This is a genomic window from uncultured Thiodictyon sp., assembly GCF_903828115.1.
GTDB lineage: Bacteria > Pseudomonadota > Gammaproteobacteria > Chromatiales > Chromatiaceae > Thiodictyon.
In genome coordinates, this window is the sequence record NZ_CAIKKU010000261.1 from 1 (window position 1) to 1,828 (window position 1,828).

Sequence of the window (1,828 nt, forward strand, 5' to 3'; positions counted from 1 at the left end):
CGTTGTCGTTGTCGTAATCGAGGTTATCGTAGCGCCTCGGATTCTCTCGCACGCCAAATTGCATGGCTTCTCCGATTACGATTACGACAACGACAACGACAACGATTGTGTTGTGTTTAGCCTGTTTTTGAATCCTTACTTACCACCAGCGGCGCGCAACCTGCCAAGCACCGCTTCACCCGTTCACCGCGCCCCATCGCTTCGGGGTCGCCCACAGGAGATTACCTTGCTGAATCCACTGCCTGAATATATGGGAGAGGTACCCAACATCAGCGGCCAGGAGGCCAAGGTCGCCGAGGTCGTCGCCGCCGGCCGGGCCAAGCCGCTGTACGCCCCGCGCGGGGGCCTGGATCTCGCGAACATCAGGGCCGCCGCCGCCATTGCGCTGCATCAGCACCAGCCCTTGATCCCGGCCGGCGGCGGGGACCTGCACACCGCCGCCCTGATCAGCAACCTGCAATACATGATGGAGAACCAGGGAATCGGCGACAGCTACAATGCCCCGGCCTTCATCTGGTGCTACCGGCGAATGGGCGAGTTCATTCCCCAACTGGTCGGCGAGGGCAAGTCCCCCCGCGTTATGCTGGAATACTCCGGCACCCTGCTCCACGGCCTGCGCAAGATGGGCGAACACCACGTCATCGACGCGCTCAAGACCATCACCTGCAACCCGGACTACAGTTGGACCGTCGAATGGCTGGGCATGCCCTGGGGCCACGCGGTCGCGCCCTCCACCCCGGAGCAGGACTTCCGGCTACATGTACGCGCCTTCCAGCACCACTTCGCCGCCATCTTCGGCTGGGAGGCCCTGGAGCGGGTGCGCGGCTTCTCCCCCTCGGAGATGGCCCTGCCCAACCACCCGGATCTCGCCTATTCCTTCGTCAAGACCCTGGTCGACTGCGGCTTCCAATGGGTATTGATTCAGGAACACACGGTCCAGCAGGTCAGCAACGGCCGCAACCTGGAGCGTCCCCACATCCCCCACCGGCTGGTCTGCACCAACTCCCAGGGCGAAACCGCCAGCATCACCGCCATCATCAAGACCCAGGGGTCCGATACCAAGCTGGTCGCCCAGATGCAGCCCTGGTACGAGGCCCAGGGGCTCCAGCGGGTCGAGTTGGCCGGCCGCTCCATCCCGCCGCTCGTCACCCAGATCGCCGACGGCGAAAACGGCGGCGTCATGATGAACGAGTTTCCCGGCAAGTTCATGGAAGTGGCACGCACTGCCAGCCACACCGACGTGCCCATGATGAACGCCAGCGAATACCTGGAGCATCTGCATTTCGGCATGGGGCTCGAGGAGACCGACTTCCCCGCCGTCCAGCCCCTCTTCCACGACCGCATCTGGGCGCGCATGAAGCCCGGCGACGGCCCCGAGGTCCTGGCCAAGGTGATTGCCGAACTGAAGCAGGAAGACGGCCGCTTCCACATGGAGGGCGGCAGTTGGACCAGCAACCTCTCCTGGGTCCAGGGCTATGACAACGTGCTCGGACCCATGGAAGAGGCCAGCGCCCTCTTCTATGAAAAGGTTCTCAAGGCCGGTATCCCCACCGACGACCCGCACTACCGCAACGCCCTGTTCCACCTGATGGCCTCCCAAACCAGTTGCTTCCGCTACTGGGGCCAGGGCGAATGGACCGACTACGGCCGCGAGATCTGCCGCCGGGTGCAGGAGATCATCCGCTACGACTTCGGCTAGCCGGGCGCCGCTCCCGCGCCCGCGGGAGCGGCGCCTTATCGCACGACCTACCGGCGGTAATGGCCTACGCCGTTGACAAGAGCAGCAACAGGTGCTCGACTGATGCTGGTTCAACGATCTGAGCAGACC

1 protein-coding gene is annotated in these 1,828 nt (G+C 63.8%); it reads left to right on the forward strand.

Annotated elements, in window-relative coordinates; all coding sequences use genetic code 11:
• Positions 1-229: 229 nt before the first annotated feature.
• Positions 230-1,699, forward strand: a complete 1,470-nt coding sequence (locus tag QZY48_RS09855; RefSeq protein ID WP_295430575.1) for a glycosyl hydrolase family 57 — start codon at positions 230-232, stop codon at positions 1,697-1,699.
• Positions 1,700-1,828: the final 129 nt, after the last annotated feature.